The sequence below is a fragment of the Cupriavidus sp. FW305-46 genome, from assembly GCF_058787075.1.
Genome location: NZ_JBYSZI010000030.1, coordinates 1 through 23,939, shown reverse-complemented (window position 1 = coordinate 23,939; position 23,939 = coordinate 1). Strand labels below are relative to the sequence as shown.

The 23,939-nt window shown below is 66.3% G+C and carries 22 protein-coding genes; 11 read left to right on the top strand and 11 right to left on the bottom strand.

Annotated features, from left to right (window positions below):
* Positions 1-177: 177 nt before the first annotated feature.
* The 3 genes from AC3WON_RS16125 to AC3WON_RS16115 all read left to right on the top strand — a co-directional run bounded on the left by AC3WON_RS16125 (position 178) and on the right by AC3WON_RS16115 (position 2,052).
* Positions 178-732, top strand: coding sequence for a cupin domain-containing protein (locus tag AC3WON_RS16125; RefSeq protein ID WP_011614618.1), 555 nt, complete (start codon positions 178-180; stop codon positions 730-732).
* Between the two features lie 129 nt (positions 733-861).
* The gene (locus AC3WON_RS16120) at positions 862-1,062 is read left to right on the top strand and encodes a hypothetical protein (RefSeq protein WP_492317591.1); all 201 of its coding nucleotides are present in this window, start codon (positions 862-864) and stop codon (positions 1,060-1,062) included.
* 69 nt (positions 1,063-1,131) lie between these two features.
* Positions 1,132-2,052 carry a dioxygenase family protein gene (locus AC3WON_RS16115; protein ID WP_492352242.1) on the top strand — a complete coding sequence of 307 codons (921 nt, stop codon included), beginning with the start codon at positions 1,132-1,134 and terminating at the stop codon, positions 2,050-2,052.
* A gap of 263 nt (positions 2,053-2,315) precedes the next feature.
* Here AC3WON_RS16115 and AC3WON_RS16110 read toward each other — a convergent pair whose 3' ends face one another.
* Positions 2,316-3,257, bottom strand: a complete 942-nt coding sequence (locus AC3WON_RS16110; RefSeq protein WP_035822039.1) for a zinc-binding dehydrogenase — start codon at positions 3,255-3,257, stop codon at positions 2,316-2,318.
* Between the two features lie 225 nt (positions 3,258-3,482).
* On the opposite strand from AC3WON_RS16110, the gene AC3WON_RS16105 reads away from it, so the two are divergent.
* Both AC3WON_RS16105 and AC3WON_RS16100 read left to right on the top strand, forming a co-directional pair.
* Positions 3,483-4,496 carry a LacI family DNA-binding transcriptional regulator gene (locus tag AC3WON_RS16105; protein WP_492352241.1) on the top strand — a complete coding sequence of 338 codons (1,014 nt, stop codon included), beginning with the start codon at positions 3,483-3,485 and terminating at the stop codon, positions 4,494-4,496.
* An 82-nt stretch (positions 4,497-4,578) separates the two neighbouring features.
* Positions 4,579-5,520, top strand: coding sequence for a LysR family transcriptional regulator (locus tag AC3WON_RS16100; RefSeq protein WP_492317594.1), 942 nt, complete (start codon positions 4,579-4,581; stop codon positions 5,518-5,520).
* 138 nt (positions 5,521-5,658) lie between these two features.
* On the opposite strand, the gene AC3WON_RS16095 is transcribed toward AC3WON_RS16100, so the two are convergent.
* The 10 genes from AC3WON_RS16095 to xseA all read right to left on the bottom strand — a co-directional run bounded on the left by AC3WON_RS16095 (position 5,659) and on the right by xseA (position 18,392).
* Complete coding sequence (locus AC3WON_RS16095) at positions 5,659-6,873, bottom strand: T6SS immunity protein Tli4 family protein (protein WP_492352240.1); 1,215 nt, start codon at positions 6,871-6,873, stop codon at positions 5,659-5,661.
* Positions 6,870-8,345, bottom strand: a complete 1,476-nt coding sequence (locus AC3WON_RS16090) for a lipase family alpha/beta hydrolase (protein ID WP_492352239.1) — start codon at positions 8,343-8,345, stop codon at positions 6,870-6,872. Before AC3WON_RS16090 ends, AC3WON_RS16095 begins: the two co-directional genes overlap by 4 nt.
* Positions 8,346-8,609: 264 nt before the next feature.
* A complete protein-coding gene (locus AC3WON_RS16085; protein WP_492352238.1) occupies positions 8,610-9,701 on the bottom strand; it encodes a porin in 1,092 nt (363 codons plus the stop codon).
* Positions 9,702-9,755: 54 nt separating this feature from the next.
* Positions 9,756-10,148 (bottom strand): 5-carboxymethyl-2-hydroxymuconate Delta-isomerase, encoded by a 393-nt coding sequence (locus tag AC3WON_RS16080; RefSeq protein ID WP_492352237.1) that lies wholly within the window; start codon positions 10,146-10,148, stop codon positions 9,756-9,758.
* 35 nt (positions 10,149-10,183) lie between these two features.
* A complete protein-coding gene (locus AC3WON_RS16075) occupies positions 10,184-11,893 on the bottom strand; it encodes an amidohydrolase (RefSeq protein WP_492352236.1) in 1,710 nt (569 codons plus the stop codon).
* A gap of 59 nt (positions 11,894-11,952) precedes the next feature.
* Complete coding sequence (locus tag AC3WON_RS16070; protein WP_492317600.1) at positions 11,953-12,933, bottom strand: tripartite tricarboxylate transporter substrate binding protein; 981 nt, start codon at positions 12,931-12,933, stop codon at positions 11,953-11,955.
* 46 nt (positions 12,934-12,979) lie between these two features.
* Entirely contained in the window at positions 12,980-14,074 is a 1,095-nt protein-coding gene (locus tag AC3WON_RS16065; protein ID WP_492317601.1) for a porin, read from the bottom strand.
* A gap of 482 nt (positions 14,075-14,556) precedes the next feature.
* Entirely contained in the window at positions 14,557-16,011 is a 1,455-nt protein-coding gene (locus tag AC3WON_RS16060; protein ID WP_492352235.1) for an alginate export family protein, read from the bottom strand.
* 202 nt (positions 16,012-16,213) lie between these two features.
* A complete protein-coding gene (sodB, locus tag AC3WON_RS16055; RefSeq protein ID WP_492352234.1) occupies positions 16,214-16,795 on the bottom strand; it encodes a superoxide dismutase [Fe] in 582 nt (193 codons plus the stop codon).
* Positions 16,796-17,006: 211 nt separating this feature from the next.
* On the bottom strand, positions 17,007-18,392 hold the full coding sequence (gene xseA / locus AC3WON_RS16050; RefSeq protein WP_492317604.1) for an exodeoxyribonuclease VII large subunit: 1,386 nt from the start codon (positions 18,390-18,392) through the stop codon (positions 17,007-17,009).
* A 1,071-nt stretch (positions 18,393-19,463) separates the two neighbouring features.
* On the opposite strand from xseA, the gene AC3WON_RS16045 reads away from it, so the two are divergent.
* The 6 genes from AC3WON_RS16045 to adk all read left to right on the top strand — a co-directional run bounded on the left by AC3WON_RS16045 (position 19,464) and on the right by adk (position 23,846).
* Complete coding sequence (locus tag AC3WON_RS16045; protein WP_035822108.1) at positions 19,464-20,084, top strand: MotA/TolQ/ExbB proton channel family protein; 621 nt, start codon at positions 19,464-19,466, stop codon at positions 20,082-20,084.
* Between the two features lie 21 nt (positions 20,085-20,105).
* Positions 20,106-20,537, top strand: coding sequence for an ExbD/TolR family protein (locus tag AC3WON_RS16040; RefSeq protein ID WP_492352233.1), 432 nt, complete (start codon positions 20,106-20,108; stop codon positions 20,535-20,537).
* Between the two features lie 150 nt (positions 20,538-20,687).
* The gene (gene lpxK / locus AC3WON_RS16035) at positions 20,688-21,791 is read left to right on the top strand and encodes a tetraacyldisaccharide 4'-kinase (RefSeq protein ID WP_492317606.1); all 1,104 of its coding nucleotides are present in this window, start codon (positions 20,688-20,690) and stop codon (positions 21,789-21,791) included.
* Positions 21,772-21,978 carry a Trm112 family protein gene (locus AC3WON_RS16030; protein ID WP_492317607.1) on the top strand — a complete coding sequence of 69 codons (207 nt, stop codon included), beginning with the start codon at positions 21,772-21,774 and terminating at the stop codon, positions 21,976-21,978. Before lpxK ends, AC3WON_RS16030 begins: the two co-directional genes overlap by 20 nt.
* 9 nt (positions 21,979-21,987) lie before the next feature.
* Positions 21,988-22,797 carry a 3-deoxy-manno-octulosonate cytidylyltransferase gene (kdsB, locus tag AC3WON_RS16025; RefSeq protein WP_010812254.1) on the top strand — a complete coding sequence of 270 codons (810 nt, stop codon included), beginning with the start codon at positions 21,988-21,990 and terminating at the stop codon, positions 22,795-22,797.
* Between the two features lie 383 nt (positions 22,798-23,180).
* Positions 23,181-23,846 (top strand): adenylate kinase, encoded by a 666-nt coding sequence (gene adk, locus AC3WON_RS16020; protein ID WP_211980755.1) that lies wholly within the window; start codon positions 23,181-23,183, stop codon positions 23,844-23,846.
* Positions 23,847-23,939 lie beyond the last annotated feature (93 nt).

Sequence of the window (23,939 nt, the reverse complement as noted above, 5' to 3'; positions counted from 1 at the left end):
GGCCGGCAGGATACCCTCACGACAAAGTATCGAAGCCTCGCAAGTTCTCGATACCGAAATGTTATCGAGTCGCGAGAAAAATGGTAATGGATTAATCACTGAGCGCTTCTTAAAGTTGCACGGACAGAAGGCAATCGCCCTTCCGTTCTCCCAACTTCATTGCACCAAGGAATCAGCATGGATCCCACTCCTCAGGAAATGGAAGCCACCCGCATCGCGCGCTGGGGCAAGGTCAAACCTTACGGTGAGACCTTCATCGAAAGCCGCCTGCCCGGCATGAAGAAGAACATCTACAAGATCATGAACCGCGGCGTGCTCGAGAACAAAGGCGTCGAGCCGGCGATTCCGGGTAACCACCGCTTCGGCGTGACCTTCATCGAAATCCCGGTCGGGCAAGGCGCCAGCCTGCACGCGCACAAGACCGAGGAAGTGTTCTGCCCGTTGAATGGCCAGATGGAAGTCATCTGGGGCGAGAAGGGCCAGTACTCGCTGATGCTGAACCAGTGGGATGTGATCTCCTGCCCGATCGGCGTGATGAGAGGGTTCCGCAACCCTAACGACCACGCCCTGGTCGTGTACTCGGTGGTCGGCGGCACCGACGAGGAGTGCGGCCGCATCGCCTGGCACCCGGACGTAGTGAAGGCAGCCGAGGCCACCGGTCTCGTCTATGGCAAGGACGGCTACATCACGGAAACGGAAGCGGACAAGGCGGAACACCGCGCCGCAGACTGAAGACGGCCGCCGGGTCGCTCAGGGTGCTTGCGCCCGGTAGCCTTCGGCGCTGGCCTGGGCTGCCGCAGATTCCGACCTTGGCCGAGTCCGGCTTTCCGGGCTATCGTTCCGAGACCATACAGGCGCTGTTTGCTCCGGCAGGCGCACCCGAGCCGCCACCTGTACGCCGAGATCCGTCGCATCCTGCCGAGCAGCGAAGTGCGGCAACAGGCGCGCGATCTCGGCTTCGAGGCCGTGGCGTGCCAGCCCACAGAACTCGCTGCCCGGGTCGCGGAAGATGTCCCGCGCTGGGCCGACGTCGCGACCAAGGCGCGTATCCAGAGCGACTGAGACCGGGCGCCAATGTCCGTCTCCTCGCCAGGCAACAACCACTCTTTCAATCATCAGGAGCCGACCATCATGACATCTGCCTCCGCAGAAAGCGCGCTCGCGCCATCCGCATCAAACGCGCAATCGATTCCAGCCACCCCCGAGGCACTGCTGAACGCCGTGCTCAAAGCGAATTCCGGGACACACGACCCGCGCGCCAGGATCATTCTTGATGCGCTTATCCGGCATGCGCACGCCTTCGCGTCAGAGGTCCAACTGACCTATGAGGAACTCCACCATGGCCTGGACTTCATGGTCCGCATCGGCCAGGCCACCGGACCGAAAAAGCACGAGGGCATCTTGCTGGCGGATATTCTCGGACTTGCCACACTGGTGCTTCTGATGGATGCCAAGGCCGTGCTTGCAGCGGGCGGCACCGAACCCGCGCTAATCGGCCCGTTCTGGCGCGCGAACCAGCCGGTTCGCGCCAACGGCGCGCACATCGCAACCCCGGACACCACGGGCGATCCGCTGTTCGTCCAGGGACGCGTCGTGTCGATCGACGGCACGCCGATCGCCGGCGCGCGCGTCGAGACGTGGCAGGCGGCGCCAAGCGGCCTGTACGAGAACCAGGACGAACACCAGGAGGACATGAACCTGCGTGCCGCGTTCGAGACCGATGCCGACGGGCGCTTCTGGTTCGAGAGCGTGCGGCCCTCAGGCTATGGCGTCCCGATCGACGGCCCCTGCGGCGACCTCCTGGCCCTGCAGAACCGCGACCACATGCGCCCGGCCCATCTTCACTTCATCGCCATCGCACCAGGGCACAAGGTGCTGACCACGCAGATCTTCGATGCCCTGGATCCCTTTGCCTTCAGCGACGCGGCGTTTGGCGCCGTCGGCTCGCTGCTGCGCGATTTTGAGCCGGTCGATGGCGGCGGCTTCCGTCTCGATGTCGAACTGAAACTCGAACCGGGGGAGACACGCCTGCCCAAGCCGCCCTTGCCCTGAACTGCTTTCGACTCACGGAGATGTTGAACCTGCCCGCCCGGCGCCCTGCGACTTGGCGCCAAAGCCGCGGACCCTGACGTGCTCGCTCCGTAGTTCATTCAGGTCACGCGACCGCCAGCATTGGATGTCCACGCAATCGTGGCAGTGCTGGCGGTCGCCAGTCCGGCGCCATGCGCGGACGCGGCGGTCCGACCCGGCTTGTTCTTCCGGCGTCATGACCAAACGGCATCGTTCGATGCCGTCTGGCAAGAACCCCTGCCGACTCAGGGCACCAGCACGAAACGCTGGCGCGCGCCCCTGGCCTGCGCGGCCCACACTTGCCCGACATCCTCCAGCGGCGCGGTGACGATATCGATTTCCATGCGCCCTGCCGCGGTATGCCGGCATAGCTCGGCATAGGCCTGCGCCTGGACCTCGACGGGCGCGTGGTAGTAGGCAAAGCCCATGATGTCGAAGCACGCCTTGCGCGCCGCGGCGCCGGCAAAGGCAATGGTGGGCGCCACCGTGGTGCCGATATGGACCAGCCGCCCGCCGTGGCCAAGCGCCAGCAGCGCGGCCTCTGCCGGCGCGCCGCACAGGTAATCCAGCACGATGTCGACGTTGCCGTCGGCCGCGTTGCGGTAGGCATCCAGCAGGTCGCCGGGCTGGTCGAGCGGCACCACCGCATCCGCGCCAAGCCGGCGTGCGCGCTGCAGCGCCTGCACATTACGCCCTGCCGCGATCACGCGCCCGGCACCCAGCAGCTTTGCCGCGGCCACCGCCAGCAATCCCGAGATACCGGTCGCGCCGAGCACGAGCACGGTCTCGCCCGGCTGCATGCGCGCCCGCCACGACAGCGGCAGCCATGCCGCCAGGCCGGCGTTGCCGAGCGCGGCGGCGCGCTCGTCATCGATGCCGTCCGGCACCGGGAAGGTCAGCGCCGGATCCACCAGCGCGCGCTGCGCCATCGAGCCGAACGGCGCGACCGGTGCGTTGACGTTGAAGTAGACCCGTTGTCCATCCGCAAGCCGCCCCACGCCCTCGCGCCCGACGACAAAGCTGCCCGCCGCCGGCTTGATGTAGTGCCGGCCCTCGGCAATGGCCATGTCCAGCCGCGACAGCGCCGCGGCGCCTACGTCGACCACCACCTGCCCGCCGGCCGGGGTGGGATCGTCAAACTCCTGGTACACCGGCGCCCTGCCGGCGAGCGAAACCGCTCCTTTCATGTGCCTCTCCTTGTCCTTGATGTCCTTCTGGTCCGGGTCGATCTGCGACTTGGCACCGCCTTGTCAGCAGATTACAATGCAATCGATTGCACGACAAACGCGAAGCTGGCCGGCATCGAGGCCGATTCTAGAAACGGCCGCGGCCCGGCGTCCAATCCACTTTTTGGCGGCATCCCGATAACCAGAAGGTATGGCGAGCAGCCTGCCGCACATGGCACGACAGCGATGAGCAAACCCACCATCAAGCAGATCGCCGAGGCATTGGACGTCCATCCTTCGACCGTGTCGCGCGTGCTCAACCCCGAGACCCGCCACCGCATCGGCGACGAACTGGTAGCGCGCGTGCTCAAGGCGGCACAGGACCTGCACTACTCGCCCAACCGCATCGCGGCGGCACTGCGCACGCGGCGCTCAGGCACCATCGGCGTGGTGGTGCCTGACATCGGCAGCCCGGTGTTCCCGCCGATCGTGCTGGGCATCGAGAACGCCCTGTCCCGGCATCGCTATATTCCGATCGTGGCCAATGCCGGCGGCGACAAGGCGCGCCAGACCTTTATCGTCGACCAGCTGCTGGCGCGCCAGGTGGACGGCCTGATCCTGGCCACCGCCGAGCACAATGACCCCGTGGTGGCGCATTGCCTGGCGCAGGGCGTGCCCATTGTGATGGTCAACCGCAGCGACGATGCGGGGCGCGTGTCGAGCGTGGTCGGCGACAACCGCCAGGCGATGGCGCTGGCCGTCGGCCACCTGCATGCGCTGGGCCACCGCCGCATCGGGCATGTTGCCGGGCCATCCAGCCTGTCGACCGGGCATGAACGCGAGGCGGGCTTCCTGCAGGCAGTGGCGGACCTGGGCCTGTCTGCGTCCCAATGCCCGGTGGTGCGTGCGCCGGCCTATACCGAAGAGGCCGGCCAGGCCGCGTGCGCGCAGCTGCTGTCGCGGCGGCAGCGCATCACCGCGGTCGTGGCCGCCAATGATTTCCTTGCGCTCGGCTGCTATACGGCCGTGCGCGCGGCGGGCGGCAGCTGCCCGTCGGACCTGTCCGTGGTCGGCCACAACGACATGCTGCTGATGCACGCGGTGTCGCCGGCACTGACCACCATCCGCGTGCCGTTCTACGAGATGGGCACGCGCGCGGCGGCGCTGATGCTGGGCGCGCTCGACGGCAGCATCGCCACCACGGCGCGGACCCTGCTGACCCCCGAGCTGGTGGTGCGGGCATCAACCCGGCCCCTGTAAGGCGGCGCCATATGACTCCGCATTTTTTGTGCTCCATCGTGCAATCGATTGCACGATACGGCGAATACCCTGAGGCATGACCATGGATCTCCGACAGCTTCGCTATTTCAAGGTGCTGGCCACGCTGCAGCACTTCGGCCGCGCCTCGGCTGCGCTGCATATCGCACAGCCCGCGCTGAGCCGGCAGATCCGGCTGCTCGAGGAAGAGCTGGGCGTGCGGCTGCTGGAACGCCACGTGCGCGGCGCCACGCCCACGCCGGAAGGGCTGGTGTTGCTGGACCGCGCGTCCTTCCTGCTGCGCTATGCCGACCAGGTCAAGGTCGACATCGCCGACCTGGCGGCCTCGCCGCGCGGGCTGGTGGCGCTGGGACTGACCCCGGCACTGGCGCCGCTGCTGTTCATCCCGCTGGCCGAGGCGCTGCGCCAGCGCTATCCGGAAATCCGGCTGCGGCTGGTCGAGAACTTTGCGCCCGCACTACAGGATGCGTTGCTGCAAGGCACGCTCGACGTCGGGCTGCTGAGCGGGCCGGTGTCGAGCCCCGGGGTCTCGGTGGTGCCGCTGGTTGCCGAAAGCCTGTGCGCGATCGGCCCCTGGGGCGATGCGTCGCTGGGGGATGGGCCTGTGGACATTGAACAGCTGCAGGGCCTGCCTCTGATCCTGACCGGAGTGTCCAAGTCAGGCGTGCGCCTGGCGCTGGAAGCGCTGGCGGCGCGCCAGGGGGTGGAGCTGCAAGTCACGATGGAGGTCGAATCGATCGAGGTGGCCCGGCGCCTGGTGGTGCGCGGGTTCGGCTGGACCGTGCACTTTGCCGCAGCGATACGCGACGAGCTGCAGGCGCAGCGTCTGCAGGCCTTGCCGATTCGTGGGCTGGAGTTGCATCGGATGATCGGCAATGCGGCCGCGCGGCCGCCGTCGCGGGCGACGCTGGCTGTGATGGAAACGCTCAGGGATGTTGCCAGAGAATTGGCGGTTGATGGGAACTGGCCTAATAGTCGGCTGTTGGGGGAGACCTTGGATAGTTAGTGGAGGCGCTTGGCGGGCGCGGCTGTGGGCAATCCACCTCGTCATGCAGACGCGCTACGGCGCTTGTTTTTGGGGAACCCGTGGCCACCACGCCATTGTGGTCGGTCATATCGCCAACCGTGATGATGCGGCGGGGGCTTATGTGCTGGCCTCGCCCATCCACGTCCAGACAACCAGCGCTTCGTCGGACGGCAAAAGCCCGAAGCGGATCATCGGCATCCCTTTTTGCCGCAGGATGCCGGACTTGCTGGCCACCCAATCCGCCTGAGGGTGTCCGGGCGGAAGCGAGGCGCGCCAGATGCCGGACAGAGGTGTGGTTTCGCCTGAGCGCACCGTGACCGGATCGCCGCTCTGCGTCGGCGGTGCGTTCACGCGGAAACGCACACCATCCAGCAGCCTGTCCCAGAGGGACACGGCTTCCTCGTCCGTCAGCGATGCCTGATCCGCAGCGCCGATGCGATTGGCCGCCACCTTCGTGTACATCTTGGCGCCGATCACCGCTGGATGCAGCGTCGTACGCTCCCTGCCAACAGCTTCCCACTCGAAGTCATGTGTGCCATCCGCACGGCGGACCAGCGATTCTTCCCCTTGCCAGACGCCGACCGTGCGCTTGCCCTCGCGCAGGGTCGTCAATTTCGGGTAGCGGCTACCCAGATACTTCCTTTGCTCGGCAATCGAAGTCAGCAGACCAGGTTCGCCGTCCACGCTGGCCAGCTTGTTGGAGTCCACGGAAAAGCTCACATCGGGCAGGCTGGGCAGCCGAATGCCTGCGCCAAAGATTTCCTGATAGCTGCCGGACGCGTCCGCGACGAAGCCGTGGTCGATGCAGACGCCGGGGGCCGTGGGAATGTCTGCGTTGTCGCGTGCTCGGATGCCACGCACCAGGGGGGCAAGTTCCTCGCCACCATAGAACCATTCCAATAGATTCTGCCCAGATACAACAAACGTATGTTTTCGCTCATTGCCATAGCTCTTTGCACTATCGCTGGGGAAATACCTGACCTCGATGGCCTTACTTGATGATCCCGCCCCAAAATAGGTAACCTCGGCTGTCTTATCTGCCGAAAGCACTTTAGCGCGATAGGCTTCCGCCACCTGCTTCAGCAGGCCAGCCGCGCCGACATTTGTCACGATTTTTCCCGGAAACTCCCGGAATCCCCACAGCATCTCGGCTTCGACCGGGACTTCCATCACATAGCGGCCAAAGCACACCGGTTTGGTCTTGGCGAAAAGGGTCTGCAGGCGCGGCGACAGCGCAACGGGTTCCGACATCTTGTTCTCCGGATACGCAAACGATTGGCAGCCCGCGAGCAGCAGGCCAGCCAAGACCTTGGTGAAGCCGCGGCGGGTCATTGGCCCCACCATGTCTCAGTGTTGGCAATCCTGATGATCGAATACAGCGCGCTCGCCAGCACCTGGTCATTCTGATAGCTGCCCTGATGCTCGTAGCCAGTCTGCCGGAATAGCGTACCGCGCACGGCTTCGGCGGACGCCTTGGCAGGCACCGTCTGGTCACCTGCGTCTACCGGCGGCTCCAGCCGTAAGGTGAGCGGCTGGTTGCTTCTGGTACGCACCACGATGCGGCCCTCGGCATCCTCGCTTTCGAACGTCCACGTAAGCGGGTCGCCATGCGGTGCCAGATCGGTGATGTCCACCCGCCAGGTTACGCTGCCGTAGGATTTCTGCGAACTGTCTTCGCCGTAGCTCGCATAGGTCGTGGGGTGATACAGGTCCTTGATGTTCTTGTGGAATTTCTGAGCATCCGCAATCCTTTCCAGTGAAAACTTGTATGGGTCTAAACCTTCATACTTCTTGCCCGCCGGATTGATCCAATCCGGATTCAGCAGCCGCCACCAAGCCTGAGGATTGCGCGTGTAGATGTCGTAGACCGGATCGCCCACCGCCATCGGCGGCGCAGGCTTGTCCACGCCCAGCTTCTGATGCAAGTCCAGATCGCTCAGATACGCCTTCAAGGATGCATCCGAGGTAATCGGCAGCGCCATGGCCTGCCGGTAGTCGCCGGTCTGCAGACGCAACCATCCTCGCGGATAGGAGGCGGTCGGCAGCAACTCCAGCGGCCCCGAGGCATTGGCAAAGACCGCCGTCACTTCCTTGCCCGTTCTGCCCATGACATTGCGGGCAATGTTCCCAACCAGATTGTCCTGCACGTCGGACCCTGTGCGCACGCGCTTGTAGGCGGCCCCGGCCCCGAGCGCAGGCTGGACGCTATGGTAGACGCCGAGAATCTTGTCCTGCGCGTTGCCGTAGTCCGGATGCAGCAGTGCGCGAGCCACCAGGCCACCCATCGAGTGCGTGACCACGATCACCTTTTTGCACTGCCGCCCGTTGGCCGTGTACATCCCGATGATTTCGTCGATGCGCCTGGCCAGCTTCTTTGCAGACGTGCCATTGCTTTCCAGCCAGTTGTAGCCCATCGCGTAGACCGGATACCAGCAGTTCGCCACGCGCAGGACATCGGCCTCGGTCAGCGCATCGCCGGCGCCACCCCAATAGGCGGGGGTGACGCCCAGCACTTCCACCTTCCAGCCCTTCTTCCAGGTCGGCGAGAGTTCCCCGGCCACCAGCATGTCGTTCAGGTGAGCCTCCATGAGCTTGATCACCTCGCCGTAGGTCTCGAACATGACTTCGCTCCAGCCGCGCCAGCGCGCCTTCTGCGCGGCGGTGGCCTCGTGCTTGCCGCGCCTGGCCTTCCACTGCTCGGCGGCAGGCGGCAGTGGCGCACTCATCAGCAAGCCGATATCGGGCAGCCCATCGGGGACGTTGCCGTGCCGCTTGTCCGAATTGACCGTCTCTTTGCCGGTCATGTCGAACCTTCCGGCGTCCTCGGTGATCTCGTAACGGTCCGGATTGCCGCAAGACACCCGTGTTGCACGCGAAGCGCCTTCTGCGGAGCGAAGGCGATGTTATCCGCAAGAAATGCTTTTCAAGTACTAGTGATGGCAATCTCTATCGGAAGACCGGCAAATTTAGACAGTTCATAGCCACCATGCAGCGCATTCCGCTGCCGCCTGCAGACCTGTCTGCCTGGGTACGACACCCGACCGCATGGCGCCAAGCCAGTCAGCCCACTAGAAGACGTGCTTGATCCCCACCATCGTCCCAAACTGCGACCCACCCGGCCTGGGGTTGGACCCCGCCGCCCCGGCACTGACTGACTGGGCAAGCTGCCCACCGTTATCGATGAATCCAGCCGTGGCATAGACCGAAGTCCGCTTGGAAAACGCATAGGCACCACGCAGCGCATACAGCATGGCCTTGTTGGCGCTGTCATGGAACTTGAGGTAATAGACCTGCCCGGCCAGCGTGAAGGCCGGCGTGATGTCGTAGGCGATGCCGCCATACCAGAGCTCGCTGCGCGGCGTCGCGCTGCCTTCGTTGTCGCGGCGGATCACGCCCACGCCCAGCTTGGCGCGCGACAGCATTACATAGCCGCTCAGCGACAGGCGGTCATCGGTCAGCGACTTGTTGCCAAGCCCGCCGAACGCGCCCGGCCCGCCGCGCAGCGAGTCATAGGCAGCGGTGACGCCCCAGCCCTTGTGCTCATACTGGATCAGTGCCGACCATTCCCGGCAGGCAGACTTGCTGGCAGGATTCTCGCCCGCGCAATTGGTGCCGGCCGGGCTGGGGCCGGCATTGACCGCATCGCGCCCGAAGCTGTAGGTGGCGCCGACGGTCAGGCCGCCGAAGGTGCCCTTGTAGGCCAGCGCGTTGTCGGCACGCGTATTCGGCAGGTAGCTGTCGAGCGACGCCGCGCCGTACACGTTGGGGCCGAGGATGTCCGAGTCCAGGTTGGCCCAGAACAGCATGGTGTACTGCCGCCCCAGCGACAGCTGGCCCCACTTGCCGCTCAGCCCCACCAGCGCCTGCCGCCCGAACAGCCGTCCGCCCTGGTTGGCACCGCCGGTATCGGGGGCGAAGCCGGACTCCAGCACGAACACGCTCTTGAGCCCGCCGCCCAGGTCCTCGGTGCCGCGCAGGCCCCAGCGCGACGGCACGGTGCCGGTGAGGGTCGGCATGCGCACCAGGCTGTCGCCGCCCGCTCCGACCTTGTTCACGTATTCCACGCCGGTATCGATCACGCCGTACATCGTCACGGACTGCGCCGCGGCCAGCGTCGGGCCAAGCGCAAGCAGCGCGGCCCCCATGGTTCCGATCTTCATTGCTGTCTCCTCCGTGGGTCTTTCTTGTCGTTGTGGTGGTACGCGGCCGCCGCCCTATGCAGCCGTGGTGGTGTAGCGCTGGTGAATGTTGTTGAGGCTCCGGTAGGCACCGGCAAACTCACGCAGCTCCAGCGACAAGGCCAGGTAGCGGCGCCGGTATGGCTCGGCGAAATGCGCGGTCAAGGTATCGAACAAGGCGCTGACGGTGCGGTCGAGCACGTCCTGCGAGCGCCCCGCCGCGACCGCCAGCGTCACGTGCACGAAGGCATCGTCGCTGCTGCCGTCGGCCATGCGGTAGGACTCCAGGCATAGCGCGCGCGCACGGATGCCGCCCAGCGGAAACGCGCCGTCCTGCGCGATCAGGACCGCGCTCAGTCCGGCCAGCAAGGCATCGATACGCGCAACCGGCGCAAGGTTGCGGGTGTATTCGACGATCAGGTGCGGCATGCGTGTTCCCTCCACTGCGCTTGCGGCGCCGCTGGCTAGCGCGCCTTGCGTGCGGCAAAGCCGTCGTCGGCATGGACCACCTTGCCGTCGACCATCGTCAGCACCGAACGGATGCGGTGGATGTCTTCAACGGGGACGGTCAGGTAGGGCTTGTCGAGCACCGCCAGGTCGGCCAGCTTGCCGGCCTCCAGCGTGCCGCGCGAATCCTCGTCGAATGAAATCCACGCCGCGTTGGCGGTGTACAGCCGCAGCGCTTCCAGCCGCGACAGCCGGAAGTCCTCCTTGCGCCTGACTTCCTTGCCGATCGAATAACCGCCGACGTGGAACTCCAGCGCGCGCCAGACGCCGGGGATGCCGATGCGCGTCGCATCCGTTCCGCCCGCCACCTTCAGCCCGTGCTGCAGCGCCAGGCGCACGGGCGGCGCGGCCTCGGCCACATGGTGGTCGTTGGCGTGGCCGATGGCGCCGGCCTCGAAGTACGGCCCCATCTGCACCGTGTAGGAGAGCCCAAGCGCCTTCATGCGCCGGAACGTCTCCGGCTTGCCGGTATTCAGGTGGGCCATGGCCCAGCGCAGCCTGCCCAAATCATGGCGCTTGCCCACTTCCTCGAAGACATCGAGGATCGCGCTGGCGGCGTCGTCGGTATAGGCGTGGATCTCGACCGGATAGCCGCGGCTGGCGGCGAACGTTGCCACCTTGAGCAGTTCCTCGCGGTCCTTCGCCGACGGCTGGAATCCAGGCCCCATCTTCACGCCGTCGTCCATGCCGAACACCAGCATCTCGCCCGGGCCGAGGAAGCGCAGCTTGCCGTCGCCCAGGCGCGGCGGCAGGTAGGCCAGCGTATTGCGGAACCATTCGGCCTCGTTGCCAGCGACCATGGTCGGGATGCGGTAGCCGACCCGCAGCGACAGGCTGTCCTCGCGCCACAACGCGTACAGCGGATCGTAGGCCGGGCCCGGTCCCGCGGTGGGGTCGATCAGCGCGGTGACGCCGAGGCTGTTAAGGCGGCTGAAAAAGGACTGCAGGCTGGCCTTTGCGTCGACCTGGCTCTGCGCCAGGATGCGGCCGAACAGCGCCGACAGCGGCCGGATCGCGCCGAAGATCCGGCCGGTGGGGCGCCCTTCGCTGTCGCGCTCCACGCGGATGCCCGGCGGCAGCGCATCCGGCTGGTCGAGCTTGAGCGCGTCGATCGCCCTGGCGTTGACCAGTGCATAGTCGTACAGGTACTGCACATAGGCCGGATTGTCAGGCAGCAGCGCGGTCAGCTCGGCAGGGGTCGGCGCGCGCTTCTCGGTGAACTGGTCGGGGTGCCAGGAACCGGTCACGGCCACCCATTTGCCGGGGCCGCGCGCCAGCGCGGTCTTGCGCAGCTGCTCCAGCCCCGCGGCCAGGCTGGTGGTCTCGCCTTCGTACCAGTAGGTCTCGAAGGCATAGCTCTGGCCGCCGCGGATGGCGTGGATATGGGTGTCGATCAGGCCGGGGATGACCGTGCGCCCGCCCAGGTCGATCACCTCCGTGCGCGGGCCGGCCAGGCGCCGGATGTCCCGGCTGCTCCCCACCGCGGCAATGCGGTCGCCGCGGATGGCAAGGGCCTGCGCCACTGTGTCCGTGGCGTTCATGGTGAGTACCGTGCCATTGACCAGGATCCGGTCGGCATGCGCGCCGGCTTGCGCCTGCGCTCCCGAAGCCGCCACCAGGCAGCCCACCGCCATGGCATGCGCCAGGGCCCGTGCAATGCAACGCATATCGATGTTCCCTTCGTGCAGGAGAGGTGGCGCCCGGCCCCCCGGGCGCCGTGGCGGCGTTACTGGCCCGGCTGTGCGCCCGAGCGCTTGACGATGGGCTCGAGCTTGGCGATGTCGGCGGCGATCAGCTTGTCGAAGGCAGCCGGCGTCGAGGGCTTGGCCTCGGCGCCTTGCGCAATCAGCTTCTCCTTGGTCGCCGGCGCGCTGAGCGCTTGCTGCATCGCCGTGTTCAGGCGGGCGACGACATCCTTGGGCGTGCCCGCGGGCGCCAGCACGCCGAACCAGGCATCGAAGACATAGCCCGGCACGCCCGCTTCGGCGATGGTGGGCACGTCCGGCAGCGACGGCACCCGCGCCGCCGTGGCCACGCCCAGGATGCGCAGCTTGCCGTCCTTGACGAACTGCAGCGCGGTGATGGACGGCGCGAAGAACATGTCGACGCGCCCGCTCATCACATCGGTGATCGCCGCCGGCGCGCCCTTGTACGGGATATGCCGGGTCTGCACGCCTGCGGTCACGTTGAACAGCTCGCCGCTCAGGTGCGAAGAGCTGCCGCTGCCCGCCGAGCTGTAGGTGACGGAATCCGGCTTGGCGCGCGCAGCCGCGAGCAGGTCCTTGAGCGTGCGGTAGGGGCTGGAGGCGCTGACCACCAGCAGGTAGGGCATGGTTGCCACCGTGGAGATGCCCTTCAGGTCGCGGGTGGTGTCGTACGGCAGCTTGGGATAGAGCGTGGGATTGACTGCATGCCCGGCGGAGGTCAGCAGCAGCGTGTAGCCGTCCGCGGGCGCCTTGGCCACCACCGCGGTGCCGATGGTCCCACCCGCGCCGGGGCGGTTGTCCACCACGATCTGCATGTTCGAGCTGGTGCCGATCTCGGCGCTGACGATGCGTGCGAGCAGGTCGGTGGCGCTGCCGGCAGCAAACGGCACGATCATGCGGATCGGCTTGTCGGGATATGCTTCGGCTTGCGCCGCGCCGTGCAGCAGCGGCAGGCAGAGCGCGGTGGCAAGCGCCGCGCGCAGGATGTTCTGGAATTTCATTGGGGTACTCCTGGAATCGTGGGGGATGGCCTGACGTGCGCCGTGCTCAGAAGACGTGGCGCATGCCCAGCGCAACGGTCTGCGGATCGGCGCCGGCGGAAATGCCCAGCTCATTGATCGCAAAGTCGTAGGTGGCATTCTTCTTGTTGAAGATGCGGCTGTAGAAGCCAAACACCGAGGTGCGCTTGGACAGCGGGTACTCATAGCCCAGGGTGGCCTGGACCGCGCCGGTATCCGCTCCGCTGCGGAAGAAGCCGACAGTCTCGGTGGCGTTGCCACGGCCGTTGCCGGCCACGCCGACGCCGGCGCGCAGGCTGCCTGTCCACAGCTTCTGCACCACCGACGCGTAGTAGGCATCGCGCTTCAGGTCGCCGGTGGCGGTGCGGTAGTGCAGCCGCTCATAGATGGCCGAGACCTTGGTGGTCGGGAACTGGTACGACAGCCCGATCTTCATGCCTTCGTCGTCGCGTCCCGCGGTCTGGTAGTTGTTGTGGCGCTCATAGGCCAACACGACATTGAGCGGGCCGTTGTCATAGGCCCCCGCGAACGACCACAGGCTCGGGTTGCGCGGCACCGTAATGCGCTCTTCGTTGATACCCCAGGTCACGCCGCCGCTGAAGCCGTTCCACTTCGGGCTGCGGTAATGGACACTGTTCTTCTGGCGGCGATCGAAGGCGCTGGTGTCCTGGACATTGTCGGAGGTCGGGGTCGAGCCATTGCCGATCAGCGCCATGTAGCCGGCCGTGGTCGGATAGAACGGATCGTAGGACGAGGTGGCTTCCAGGTAGGGCGTGGTCCAGTTGCCCATGAAAAAGCTGCCAGCTGAGCCGGCCAATCCAATGCGGGTGTTGCGGCTGGCCAGTTGCCCGCTGCCCGTATCCAATGAGATATTGCTCTCGATCTGCCAGATCGCCTTGAGGCTGCCATACAGCGATTCCTCGCCGCGCATGCCGAAGACCGAGCGGTTGTTGGTCAGCCGGCCGGTGCCGCCCAGCTTGGTGCCGTCGGACGCCGTCGACGCATCGGAATACTCCATCGATGTATTCAGCCGGCCATAGAGCGTGACGTTGCTCTGTGCGAAAGCGCCGGTGCAGCAGGCCGCAAGCGCCGCAAAGGCAGCGCCCGCAAGGGGGTTCTTCATGTTGTCTCCAGTGTCTTGCGCCTGTCCGAACCGATACGGGGATGCCTGCCCCGCCCTGTGCACGAAACTGCGGGCAACAACGACCCCTGCCCCATTTACGGCATCAGCATCTGGTGGATTCTTGGTGGCGCTCTTTTAGTGCGGCGGATTTACGCGACCATTCAGCGTGAGGGGATTCTAGAAATGGCGAATCACAGCGTCCATTCGCATTTTCTTTTCGTCACCATACCGATTTGTTATTGGAATACCGGGCCCGCGCCACGCCTTGCCAGTGCCGCAAAAGCCGACGCTGTCGGGCTTGAGCATAGGTACTTGGGGACGTGCCTGGTAGCGGGTGTGGCTGTACCACTGCGTTCCAGGCATAGGACGCTGGACGCCGGAAGCCGTGCGCTATGCCGCGCACTCCCTGGCGCGGCCGCAGGCACGCATGACCGCTCGTCGCGCTCAATAGCTTGTGGATGTGCCGCATGGCGCCCGCCGCATCAGAACGTATAGCCGAGCGCCAGGTAGAGAAAGCGCGTGTTGTGTCCGCCAACGGCCTTCAGCGTGCGGCTCTCGTCCACGTACACGGCGCCGCCATTGACCAGCACATGCCGGCTCGCCTGCCATGCAACATCCACGGAGAGCTGGCTGCTGCTGTACTGGCCGGAGCGGCCCGCGGTGCCGGGAACCGGGATGCCCGCCGAGGTGTAGACCGCGTCGTGCGTGGTTGCCCGCCAGATGAAGTCACAGGCGAAGGTCAGCTTGATGCCGGCCGCGGGGATCAGCGTCAGCGACGGCTGGATATCCAGCACGTTGGAGGCGCCGATCAGGCCGGCCTGGTTGAAGTAGGCCAGCTTGGGAAACAAGCCGTTGTAGGTGCCGATGGTGCCGTCGTGCGGATTGCGGTCACCGCTGCCTATGGTCGCCTTGATGCCTGCGCGCGGGTGCCAGGCCGAAGCTGCAAAGGTGTACCCGGTATCGGTCGAAAGGCCCCATGCGCGGATCTGCTGCGAGGCCAGGCTGCCGAACTGGAACAGCGCCTCCCAGTCCCAGTCCCAGCGTCCATGACGGCCGGACAGGCGGCCGCCGAGTGAATGCCGCCGCTCCGCGCCGCTGCCATCGCTGAACAGCGCGCGGTCATTCTCGAAGCCGAGGTAGTAGAGATCGGCGGAGGTTGCCGGCAGGACAGCCGCCGGCATCGTCGCATAGACACCCCAGAAGCCCTGTGCCTGGTTGGGCCGGTCGTCGAAACTGCCGTCCTTGAGCAGCACGGGACGCGTGGCGAAGGCATCCACCCGCGCGCTGCCCAGGCTTGAGCCGAGCCTCACTCCGTCGAAGGCGCGCCGCACATTGGGGGCATCGCGGATCGAAACCAGGCGCTGCGCGCCGAACGCCATTTCCTGCCGGCCCACGCGCACCAGCAGCGGGTCCTGCGCGGGCGCCGGGAGCGGCACGCGCAGGTCGACGAATGCCTGCTGCACATCGAGCTGGTCGACATAGGGCGGCGTGGTGACGTCCTTGCCCATGGCCAGCTGGTTGCCCAGCTGCACGAACGCGCGCAGGGATTCACCGGCATGCAGGTCGGCATGCAGCAGCGCGCGGTGCATCAGGTAGCCATCGCCACGCGGACCCGGCACGCCGAAATTGCTGGCCGAGTAGTCCTCAAAGCGCTCGCGGATCTCTGCGCCGAAGCTCGCGAACCAGCCAGGACTGCCGAGCGGCACATACTTGGCCGGATCCCAGAAACCCGTGCGCATGGCCGGATCGCGCAGGTAGCGATAGTCCTCGTCATAGCGCAACAGCTTGAACGGGGGCGGCACGCCCGGCGGGGACGGCAGCGGCTGCGCGCTGGCGCCGCCGACGGCGGCGAGCAGCAGGAGTGCGACGGGCAGGGCTGCCCAGGGACGGCGCGCACCGGCGGGGCTGCAAGGGGAACATGCCTTCCATCGGGCCATCGGGCACCTGGCTGCGGGAAATGGCCGGCATACGAAGTACACGATGGCACGGAGCGCACGGGTGCGCACCGAATGCCGGCGGCCGGATACGGACCAATATGGACGATCCCGCAGGCAGATTCAAACCCGATCCCGCCCCATGCGCGCCCAAAAACAAGAAAGGGCCGGATGGCCCTTTCTTGCTGCAAGCATGATCCGCGGATCAGCCAGCGAAATTCTTGCCGGCGAAGTCCCAGTTCACGACATTCCAGAATGCCTCGACGTACTTCGGGCGGGCATTGCGGTAGTCGATGTAGTAGGCGTGTTCCCACACGTCGCAGGTCAGCAGCGCCTTGGCGTCGGTGGTCAGCGGGGTGGCGGCGTTGGAGGTGGACACCAGGTCCAGCGAGCCGTCGGCCTTCTTGACCAGCCAGGCCCAGCCCGAACCGAAGGTGCCCACGGCGGTCTTGGTGAACTCTTCCTTGAACTTGTCGAACGAGCCCCACTTGGCGTTGATGGCATCAGCCAGCGCGCCGGCCGGCTGGCCGCCGCCGTTGGGCTTCATCGAATCCCAGTAGAAGGTGTGGTTCCACACCTGGGCAGCGTTGTTGAAGATGCCGCCCGACGACTTCTTGACGATCTCTTCCAGGGTCGAGTTCTCGAACTCGGTGCCCTTGATGAGGTTGTTCAGGTTGGTGACGTAGGTCTGGTGGTGCTTGTCATGATGGAACTCCAGCGTCTCCTTGGAGATATGCGGAGCCAGGGCATCATGCGCGTACGGGAGCGGGGGGAGCTTGTGTTCCATTGTTCTGTCTCTGTGGGTTGGGGTTGTGGGTCCGGAATTGCCGATTGTAGGGGACTTGCAAGACCCGCGCAAACCGCGGGACAAAGCCCCCTGCTCCGATGTTAGTTTGTCCTGGCAGGGGTTTCCGGGGGGATTTTCGCCCGGATTGCCTGAGCGTTTCGCGCCCGCCGCGGCATCGCGAATGGGAGGCGTTCCCGGGCCGCGCAGGCGCTCAGAAATCCGGCAGCTTGGCCTGCACGCCGGCAATCGACAGGTCGGCCACGCCCTCGGCCAGGTGCGCTTCGAGCACGCTGCCGGCGCGGATCTCGGCGGGCGATCGCAGCGCGCGTCCGCGCTGGTCCAGCAGCACCGCATAGCCGCGTTCCAGCGTGCGCTGAGGCGCCAGCAACTCGAGCGCGCCGGCGCTGCGCGCCAGGCGCTGGCCGGCGCGCTCGTGCTGGCGCACGGCGGCGGCCTGCAGGCGTTGCCACAGGCGGGCCACGTCGGCATGGGCGGCGCTGGCATCGGGACGGCACGCGCTCCAGCGCATCGCCAGCAATTGCTGGCGGTGGCGCTGCGACACCACCGTGTCGCGCAATGCCGAGCGCAAGTGTCGCGCCAGATTGTCGACGCGCGCGCGCCGCTCCTGCAGCTGCGCCTGCGGGCTGCGCACGCGCCGCGCCAGCCAGTCCAGGTGCTGCGCGCGCAGGTCCAGTCCGCGTCGCATGCACTGCGTGAGCGCGTCGCGCGCACGCATCGCCTGTGCCAGCAGGTGCGCGCGATCCGGGCTGACCAGCTCGGCCGCGCCGGTCGGCGTGGGCGCACGCACATCGGCGACAAAGTCGGCGATGGTGAAGTCGGTTTCGTGGCCCACGCCGGAGATGACCGGCAGCGCGCAGCGCGCAATCGCCTGCGCCACCACCTCTTCGTTGAACGACCACAGGTCTTCGATGCTGCCCCCGCCGCGGCACAGGATCAGCACGTCGCACTCGCGCCGCGCGCTGGCCGCATCGAGCATGTCGGCGATCTTCTGCGCCGCGCCCGCGCCCTGCACCGGTACCGGATAGATCAGCACCGGCACATGCGGCGCGCGCCGGCGCAAGGTGGTCAGCACATCGCGCAGCGCCGCCGCCTGCAGCGAGGTGACCACGCCGATGGTGCGCGGATGCGCCGGCACCGGGCGCTTGCGCTCCGGCGCGAACAGGCCTGCCTGCGCCAGCTTTTCCTTCAGGCGCAGGAAGGCTTCGTACAGGTTGCCCAGCCCGGCCCGGCGCATTGCCTCCACGCCCAGCTGCACCTCGCCACGCGCCTCGTACATGGTGACCACGGCGCGCACCTCTACCGCCTCGCCCTCGCGCGGCTGGAAGTCGACATGCTGGTTGCGCCCGCGGAACATCACGCAGCGGATCTGCGCGCGTGCATCCTTGAGCGAGAAATACCAATGCCCGCTGGCGGCGCGCGTGAAATTGGAAACCTCGCCGCGCACCCAGGCCAGCGGAAAACTGCGTTCGAGCAGCCTGGCGATTGTGTGGTTCAGCTCACCGACAGGGATGACGTCGCGGCCGCTGCGCAGCGTGGTGGAGGAAGGGTCACGCGAAAAATTCGGCAAGTCTGGCAGGCGCACTGGTGGCAAGCGGCGTGAATGGGACATGTCCACAGCATAACCTCTATGTCAAGGGGGTAGGGCTGATGCCGGCGGCCTGCCCCGAAAGGCGCATGGGTTCGTGCAACCCTTTGATTCTTATGAGCTTTACGCGTAAAACAAAAATTAGGCAATATAACCAATTCTCTTTTGCATCAATCACTTACAAAGCGCCCGGCAGGCTTGTTCACAAAGTTATCCACAGCTTCTCTGGATAAAACGGGCCGTAAACCACACTTTTCCAGCGTAAGTGGCCCCAACCCCGCTTGCGGTCCCATGGAAAGCGACCAACCCGGCGCGTGGCGTATCGGAGCATTGCCGGCCGTCCGCGGCGCAGCGTCCATGCTGCATTTGCACAATTTCTGGGCAGGACCCTGGGAGGCTATAAAAATCAATGGGTTAACCCGCTTCTCCCGGATTTGTCCACAGGCCGTCCACAATGCTCTCCCTGCGGAATGTGGAAAAACCCGATTTCTGTCCTGCCTGCTGCCCCATCGACCGAGCGCAGCGCTGATACACCCGTTTGCCTGTTTTTTAAGCAACCCATGGTGCTGCCTTATAAATCAATAACTTAGATGACCTCTCAGGCAGCTTTCCACAAGCGCTCCACAATCCTGTCCCGGCGCTGTGTGGAAAGCCGCACTGGACGGTGCGCCAGCACACCGACGCGCCTCGTCAGGTTGTGGAAATCGGTGCCTGGCGGCGTGCACCATGCGCCGCAGGGCTTGCGGCAGGCATTTGCACAAAAATTAGGCAGGAACATCTTTACCCTTATGGATCAATGTGTTAGCACGCTTGTCAGGCGGCTTTCCACAATCGATCCACAACACTGTCCCGCTTTGCTGTGGAAATGGACCGGCACGAGCGATGCGTGGCCGAGACAGCGCCGGGTGCCGTCTTGCCGTGCGACAGGGCGCAGGTTAGAGTGGCGCCTGATTTTTCAGAGCAATGCCGGAGCGCGCGCCGCCAGCGGCCAGACGCGCATCAAGGCATGCCGTCCAGGTGGTTTGGGGTTTTGTTATTCGGTTGTCGATCCCGGGGGTCCAATTGTTTTCCATCATTCAAGCGGCCGGCTGGCCGATCTGGCCGCTGTTGCTCGCCTCGGTCATCGCGCTGGCGCTGATCGTCGAACGTTTTCTTACCCTCAAGCGCAGCAAGGTCCTGCCCGCCAGGCTCTATGAAGAGGCGCTGGCGGCCGCGCAGCAGCGCCGCGCCACGCCGGAAGTGGTCAACACGCTTGAGCAGAACTCGCCGCTGGGCCGGGTGCTGGCCGCCGGGCTGCGCCACGTGGTGCTGCAGCCGCACACCTCGCGCGATGCCGCCAAGGACGTGGTAGAGGAAGCCGGCCGCGTGGTCGCGCATGAGCTCGAGCGCTACCTGAACGCGCTCGGCACGATCGCCTCGGTGGCGCCGCTGATGGGCCTGCTGGGCACGGTGATCGGCATGATCGAGATCTTCGGCAGCCAGGGCGGCACCGGCGCCAGCCCTGAACAGCTGGCACACGGCATCTCGGTGGCGCTGTACAACACCGCCTTCGGCCTGATCGTGGCAATCCCGGCGCTGATCTTCTGGCGCTACTTCCGCCGCCGCGTGGATGACTACGTGGCCGAGCTGGAATTCCGCGCCACGTCGTTCCTCGACGCAATCCTGCCGCAGCGCCGCGCCTGATCGCCGAACGGAACGAACGCCATGCACTTCCGTTCCCGCCAGCGGCGCGAAGAGCCGGAGATCAACCTGATCCCGCTGATCGACGTGCTGCTCGTGATCCTGATCTTCCTGATGATCACGACCACCTACTCGCGCTTTACCGAGCTGCAGATCCAGCTGCCCACCGCCGACGCCGAGCGCTCCCAGCAGCGGCCGCAGGAAATCGTGGTGTCGGTGTCGTCGCGCGGGGTCTACTCGGTCAACAAGCAGGTGATGGAGCAGAAGGACGTCACCAGCCTGGCCGACCAGCTGCGCGCCGCCTCGGGCACCAGTGCCGGCGGCCAGCCGCCGGTGGTGATCGTCAATGCCGACGCGCAGGCCAGCCACCAGGCCGTGATCAACGTGATGGAGGCCGCGCGGCTAGCCGGGCTGTCGCGCCTGACCTTCGCCACGCAGAGCGCGCAGCCGCGCTGACCCCGGGCGCCGTGGCGCATGCGGCCGGCGGGCTTGCCGCATGCGCTGTGCAATGCCCATAATGGTTGAGCCGCCCGCGCCCCCAGGGAGCGAAGCCGCGGGCGCACTACAATCCCATCCCAACCACCGACTCCACCGCCCGCCGCGCCCATGCCCGTTCCCCGACATGCCCTTGCCGACTTCGTGACCGCCCAGTGGCAACGCCGCGGCTGGTTCGCGTGGGTGATGCTGCCGTTCTCGCTGCTGTTCGGGCTGATCGCGCGGGTGCGCCGCCATGGCTACCAGCGCGGCTGGTTCAAGTCGACGCGGCTGCCGATGCCGGTGGTGGTGGTCGGCAACGTGACCGTGGGCGGCACCGGCAAGACGCCGGCGGTGATCGCGCTGGCACAAGCGCTGACCGAGGCGGGGCTGCGCCCCGGCGTGGTGTCGCGCGGCTACGGCGTGGAACTCAAGCACCCGCGCCGCGTGAAGCCGACATCAAAGGCGTCCGACGTAGGCGATGAGCCGCTCCTGATTGCGCGCGCCACCGACGTGCCGGTCTGGGTCTTCCCCGACCGCGCGCTGTGCGCGCAGACCATGCTGGTATCGCACCCGGGCGTCAATGTGCTGCTGCTCGACGATGGCCTGCAGCACTACAAGCTGCAGCGCGACTTCGAGATCGTGATGTTCGACTCGCGCATGGGCGGCAACGGCCTGCTGCTGCCGGCCGGCCCGCTGCGCGAGCCGCTTTCGCGCCCGCGCGACGCGACCCTGATCAATGACCCCAACTTCCGCGCCACGGCCGACCGCCCCGGCATGTACGGCATGCGGCTGGAGCTGGACGATGCCTGGCAGCTGGCCGACCCCACCATGGCGCGGCCGGTCAGCGCCTTTGCCGGCCGGCGCGTGCTGGCCGCGGCCGGCATCGGCAACCCCGAGCGCTTCTTCGCCAGCCTGCGCGGCGCGGGCCTGACACCGAAGACGCTGCCGCTGCCGGATCACTATGATTTTGTCGCCGACCCGTTCGCTGACAATCCCGACGCGCTCGACGCCGACGTGATCCTGATCACCGAGAAGGATGCCGTAAAATGCGAGCGCTTCGACGACCCGCGCATCTGGGTCGTCCCCACCAGGCCCGTGATCGATGCCGGCCTGATCGAAAAAATCCGCCGCGCCGTGCTGGCGCAAATCAAACCCGCGCCGACCGCGCCGGCAACCACGCCCGGCGCCGCAGGGCGCAACGAGGAACACCGAGATGGACAACCGGCTGCTTGAAATCCTGGTCTGCCCGCTGTGCAAGGGCAAGCTGGAATACGACCGCGCCGCGCAGGAGCTGATCTGCCACGCCGACAAGCTGGCGTACCCGATCCGCGACGGCATCCCCGTGATGCTGGCCGACGAGGCCCGCCAGTCGGTGCCGGGCCGCGTGGTCAACCCGGACGCCCCCGCCTCCGGCAACTGAGTGCGCGCCATGACCGTCCCGGCGTTCACTGTCGTCATTCCCGCGCGGCTCGCTTCGACGCGCCTGCCTGACAAGCCCCTGGCCGATATCGGCGGGCGCCCGATGATCGTGCGCGTGGCCGAACGCGCGCATGCGTCGTCGGCGCAGCGCACCGTGGTCGCCACCGATGCGCCCGCGGTGGCGCAGGCCTGCGCCGCGCACGGCATCGAAGCCGTGCTGACCCGCGCCGACCACCCTTCCGGCACCGACCGCCTGTCTGAAGTGGCCGCCCAGCTGGGGCTGGCCGACGACGCCATCGTGGTCAATGTGCAGGGCGACGAGCCGCTGATCGAACCGTCGCTGATCGACGAGGTGGCGCTGCACCTGGCGCACCACGCCGACTGCGCCATCGCCACCGCGGCGCATCCGCTGCAGGACATCGCCGAAGTCTTCAATCCCAATGTGGTCAAGGTGGTGTGCGACGCCGCCGGCCGCGCCCTGTATTTCTCGCGCGCGCCGATCCCGTGGGCGCGCGATGCCTGGTCGGGCGTGCCGGCCGTGCCCGCGGCGCTGGCACAGGTGCCGCTGCCCGGCATGCCGGTGCTGCGCCATATCGGGCTGTACGCCTACCGGGCGGGCTTCCTGCGCCGCTTCCCGACGCTGGCGGCGGCGCCGCTGGAGCAGACCGAGGCGCTGGAGCAACTGCGCGCCATGTGGCATGGCGAGCGCATTGCGGTGCTGCAGACCAGCGCCGCGCCGGCCCCCGGGGTCGACACCCCGGCCGACCTGGAACGGGTGCGCGCGCTGTGGGCGCAGTCGATGGCCCAGGAAGGGCCCTGACCCAACCGCGGGAAAGTGACCCGCGCGGGCGCCTGCCCGCTCAGGTTCATACAGCTGCAACCTGAACCAGGGGGCGGATTTCGGGCCGATTTGGCGCCGCCTCATGGCATAATGCTTGCCGATACAGAGCCGCCCGGCCGGCATGCGCAAGCGTGCCGCCGGCCAAGGCTCGGTGGGGAGATAAAGATAGAGCCCGTCCGGTGTGCCGCGCCGCCATCCCCCTGGCAGCCGCCGCCGGCCGTATGCGTGGGTACGCATGAGCAGTGCCCGCGCTGAACGCAGTCAGAACGCATCAGGACCGCAGTAAGTCCTGCGTCAAGTTACGGCGTTACCCTCCTTCTGATCTCCCGCCACACCAGATTAAAAACTCTGAGGACCCGTAAATGCGTTTGATCCTGTTGGGCGCGCCCGGCGCCGGCAAAGGCACGCAAGCCAAGTTCATCTGCGAGAAGTTCGGCATTCCGCAAATCTCCACGGGCGACATGCTGCGCGCCGCGGTAAAGGCCGGCACCCCGCTGGGCGTAGAAGCCAAGAAGGTCATGGACGCGGGCGGACTGGTGTCGGACGACATCATCATCGGCCTGGTGAAAGACCGCCTCAAGGAAGACGACTGCAAGAACGGCTACCTGTTCGACGGCTTCCCGCGCACCATTCCGCAGGCCGAGGCAATGAAGGAAGCGGGCGTGGCAATCGACTACGTGCTGGAAATCGACGTGCCGTTCGACGCCATCATCGAGCGCATGAGCGGCCGCCGCGTGCACGTGGCCTCGGGCCGCACCTACCACGTCAAGTACAACCCGCCCAAGACCGAGGGCGTGGACGACGAGACCGGCGAGGCGCTGATCCAGCGTGACGATGACAAGGAAGAGACGGTCAAGAAGCGTCTTGATGTCTATTCGCAGCAGACGCGTCCGCTGGTGGATTACTACTCGGACTGGGCTGCCAAGGGAGATGCTTCCGCCAAGGTGGCGCCGCCGAAGTACCGCAAGATCCTGGGCGTGGGCAATGTCGATGACATTACCGCGCGGGTGTTCGAAGCGTTGAAGTAATTTTTCGCCTGCTCTGCCTGGTGTTGTGAAAGCGGCCTTTGGGCCGCTTTTGTTTTGGCCGATTGATTCCGAGCCCGCCTAGCAATCCCACCC